The organism is Nguyenibacter vanlangensis, from assembly GCF_013376155.1.
Classification (GTDB): Bacteria; Pseudomonadota; Alphaproteobacteria; order Acetobacterales; family Acetobacteraceae; genus Gluconacetobacter; species Gluconacetobacter vanlangensis.
In genome coordinates this window covers 1-4,048 of sequence record NZ_JABXXP010000250.1, presented here as the reverse complement: position 1 = coordinate 4,048, position 4,048 = coordinate 1, and the positions used below count along the sequence as shown (strand labels likewise).

At 67.7% G+C, this 4,048-nt stretch carries 3 protein-coding genes; 2 read left to right on the top strand and 1 reads right to left on the bottom strand.

The window, feature by feature from the left end:
• Positions 1-99 precede the first annotated feature (99 nt).
• Both HUK84_RS11750 and HUK84_RS11745 read left to right on the top strand, forming a co-directional pair.
• Positions 100-1,515, top strand: coding sequence for a protein adenylyltransferase SelO (locus tag HUK84_RS11750; protein ID WP_176640459.1), 1,416 nt, complete (start codon positions 100-102; stop codon positions 1,513-1,515).
• Positions 1,516-1,657: 142 nt separating this feature from the next.
• Positions 1,658-3,106 (top strand): sugar porter family MFS transporter, encoded by a 1,449-nt coding sequence (locus tag HUK84_RS11745; RefSeq protein ID WP_176640458.1) that lies wholly within the window; start codon positions 1,658-1,660, stop codon positions 3,104-3,106.
• Between the two features lie 74 nt (positions 3,107-3,180).
• On the opposite strand, the gene HUK84_RS11740 is transcribed toward HUK84_RS11745, so the two are convergent.
• A partial coding sequence (locus tag HUK84_RS11740; RefSeq protein WP_176640457.1) for an alpha/beta hydrolase family protein occupies positions 3,181-4,048 on the bottom strand: 868 nt, incomplete at its 5' end.

Here is a 4,048-nt window from a genome sequence, read left to right as displayed (position 1 = left end):
CGGCGTGCGCCGGCGCGGACTGACCGCGCGGGCGGGGGTGGCGTCGTGCGTGCCGGGCCCTCATCTTCAGAGGGTTCCATGTCCGAGGAAGGTTCGCCGATGCCCGTCTCCGCCGCCTATCGCCCCGCCCGCGACCACCTGACGCTGGGGGCGGCGTTCTATGATCCGGTCGAGGCGGCGCGCTTTCCCGCCCATATCCTGCGCTTCCGCAACCAGGACGCGGCGGCGCGGGTCGGGCTGGACGGTCTGACGGACGACGAATGGACCGCGCATTTCGGCCGCTTCGTCCCGCTGCCGGGCGGGATGGAGGCCCCGCTGGCGCTGCGCTATCACGGGCACCAGTTCCGGGTCTACAACCCCGACCTGGGCGACGGGCGGGGCTTTCTGTTCGCGCAATTGCGCGACGCGCGGGACGGGCGGCTGCTGGATATCGGCACCAAGGGCAGCGGGCGCACCCCGTGGTCGCGCGGCGGCGACGGGCGGCTGACCCTGAAGGGCGGGGTGCGCGAGGTGCTGGCGAGCGAGCTTCTGGACGCGATGGGGGTCGCGACCTCGCGCAGCCTGAGCGTGATCGAGACCGGCGAGAGCCTGCAGCGCGGCGACGAGCCGTCGCCCACCCGGTCGTGTGTACTGGCGCGGCTGAGCCATTCGCATATCCGTATCGGCACCTTCCAGCGCCTGGCGGCGCTGGAGGATACGGCGAACCTGGCCAGGCTGGTCGAATATGTGCTGGCGGCCTATTTCCCCGACCGGCACGGCACACGCGATCCGGCCGCCACGCTGTTCGACATCGTATGCACGCGGGTGGCCAGGCTGGGGGCGCAATGGATGGCGGCGGGCTTCGTGCACGGGGTGCTGAATACCGACAACATCAATATCACCGGCGAGAGTTTCGATTACGGCCCGTGGCGCTTTCTGCCGCGTTACGATCCGTCCTTCGTCGCGGCCTATTTCGACCATTCGGGCCTGTACGCGTTCGGCCGCCAGCCCGAGACGCTGATGTGGAACCTGGCAAGGCTGGCGGAATGCATGATTCCTCTGGCGAATCTTGATGATCTGCAACGGATTTTCGACGATTTTCCAGATCGTTATGAAAAAGAGATGAATGCGGCGACGATAAAACGCCTGGGCGTGTCGTCGGTTTCCGAAAAAGATGACCGTACGCTGTCGCAGGAGATTTGGAAATTTCTGGAACGATCGGCCATAGGATTTGAATCTTTGTTCTTCGACTGGTATGGTGGGACACAGAGCAGGCATCGCGCGGCGAAAAGCCCCTGTGCCGGTCTCTATGCGGGTGCGGATTTCGAACCGTTGCGTCAACGGCTCGAGGCGCATGCCCCCCGGCCGGGCCTGGATCTTTCCAGCCCATATCTTTCCCGGGACGTACCCTGCACGATGCTGATCGAGACGGTGGAGCGGATATGGCAGCCCATTGCAGCCCAAGACGACTGGAGCCTGTTTCACGACATGCTGGGCGTCATACGGGACATGAAGGCCGCCCTGTCGCCCGCCTGATCCCGGGAAAGCCTGCCCGGGACCGCCGCCGGCGCGCGGTCCCGGACGGGCCCTGACCGGAGCGGCGTCGCGGGCGGTACGCGTCATCGGGGAAGGAGCCGACCCATTTTCCGAAACCCATTTTCCGGACAAGGAGAACAGGATGCAGAATTTCTCGCCACAGGCGGCAAGCCTCGCCGCGATATCCCGGCATGAGATTTCGGGCAGTGCGCGGCTGACGCTCTGGCTCGCAGCCGCCGTGGCCGCCATCTGCGGCGGCCTCTACGGCTACGACACCGGCATTATTTCGGGTGCCCTGCTGCTGATCACGCAGGATTTCCACCTGGGCAGCACGGCGCAGGAACTGGTGGCCTCGGCCATCCTGGCCGGCGCGGTCATCGGCGCGCTCGGCACCGGATGGCTGTCGGAACGGTTCGGCCGCCGGGCCTCGGTCATGGTCGTGACGGCCCTGTTCGTGACGGGGGCGGCCGCCTGCGCCATGGCCCCCGACGTCTGGACGCTGATCATCGCGCGGGTCTATCTGGGGCTGGGGGTCGGCGGATCCACCCAGGTGGTGCCGATGTATATTTCGGAACTGGCCCCGGCGGCGCGGCGCGGGCGGCTGGTGACCCTGTTCAACGTCGCGATCGGCATCGGCATCTTTACAGCCAACGTCATCGGTTTCGCGGCGCGCGATGCCTGGGGCTGGCGCCCGATGATCGCGATCGCCGCCCTGCCGGCGGCGTGCGTGTTCGTCGCGATGTTCTTCCTGCCCAAGAGCCCGCGCTGGACCGCCGAGAACGAGGGGCTGGACGCCGCGATCGCGCAGTTGACGCGGGTACGGACTTCGCATCGGGAAATCCATCGTGAAATCAATAAGATTCACGAAGCATCCGACGGGGTGGCGGACGCGCATCGCGGCTGGCGCGGGCTGATGCAGCCCTGGGTGCGGCCGGCGCTGGTCGCGGCCCTGGGGGTGGCGTTCTTCACCCAGTGCGGCGGGTTGGAGATGATGATCTATTACGCGCCGACCTTCCTGTCGGATGCGGGGTTCGGCCATGCCTCGGCGCTGCTGGCCAGCCTGGGCGTCTCGATCGTCTATCTGGCGATGACGGTCGGCGGGTCGATGATCGTCGATCATGTCGGGCGGCGGCGGCTGATGCTGATCATGGGTCCGGGCTCGGTCCTCAGCCTGCTGGGGCTGGGGCTGATGTTCGCGATCCATCCCGACAAGGGCAGCGTCGGAAGCTGGATGATCATCGTCTTCCTGCTGCTGTTCATGATGTTCAATTCCGGCGGCATCCAGGTCGTGGGCTGGCTGCTGGGGGCCGAGATGTTCCCGCTGCCGATGCGCGGCACCGCGACCAGCCTGCATGCCGCGACGCTGTGGGGCAGCGACCTGCTGGTGACCAGCACGGCGCTGAGCCTGGTCAAGCTGATCTCGCTGGGCGGGACGATGTGGTTCTATGCCGGGGTCAACCTGGCGTCGGTGCTGTTCGTCTTCTTCCTGGTGCCGGAGACGCGCGGCGCGTCGCTGGAGGATATCGAGGCGGCGCTGCATGCCGGCCGCTTCCGCCCGCGGCGGGGCGATACCGCCATCGTGGCCCGCTGATATCCTGTCTCTATTCCGTCTCCGAAATCCGCTTGCGCATTTCGGAGACAGGTCACCAGGTTGACCAATTGTGACTACGGCGTTTCGTCGGCCGGGCGCAGAATGACGCGCTCGGCCACGTCCGGCACGGTGAAGCCGAACACCCTGCCGTAGAAATCCAGTTCCAGTTCCAGCGCGCGGCGGATCGTCTCGGCGCGGCGGAAGCCATGACCCTCGCCCGCGAATTCGTAATGGGCATGGGGGACGGCGTTGGCGGCCAGCGCCGCGACCATGTCGCGGGCCTGGCCGGGCGGGACCACCGCGTCGTCCAGCCCGTGCAGGAACAGCACCGGGGCGCGGATCGCGTCGGCCCGGGCCAGCGGCGAGCGCGCCAGATAGAGGTCTTCGGCCGCCGGATAGGGGCCGACCAGGCGGTCGAGATAGCGGGATTCGAATTTATGCGTCTCCTGCGCCAGGGCGCGCAGGTCGGTCACGCCATACAGGCTGGCGCCGGCGGCGAACAGGTCGGATTGCGCCAGGGCCAGCAATACGGTCAGGCCGCCGGCGCTGCTGCCGCGCATGGCGATGCGGGCGGGATCGACCCGGCCCGTCGCCACCAGGTGGCGGCAGGCGGCGATGCAGTCCGCCACATCCACCACGCCCCATTGCCCGTCCAGCCTCCGGCGATAGGCGCGGCCGAAGCCGGTCGAGCCGCCGTAGTTGACGTCGACCACCGCGAAGCCCCGGCTGGTCCACCATTGGATCTTGTACGAAAAGGCGGTGCCGGCGCGGCCGGTGGGGCCGCCATGGGCCATGACGATCAGCGGCGGCTTCTCGTCCGCCGGACCGCGATAGCTTAGGCTGGCGGGGGGATAGAAGAAGGCGTGGCCGTCCTGCCCGCCCGCCGGCAGGGGAAAGCGGATCGTCTCGGCCCGTGCGATGTCGTCCGGCGCCAGGCCGGGG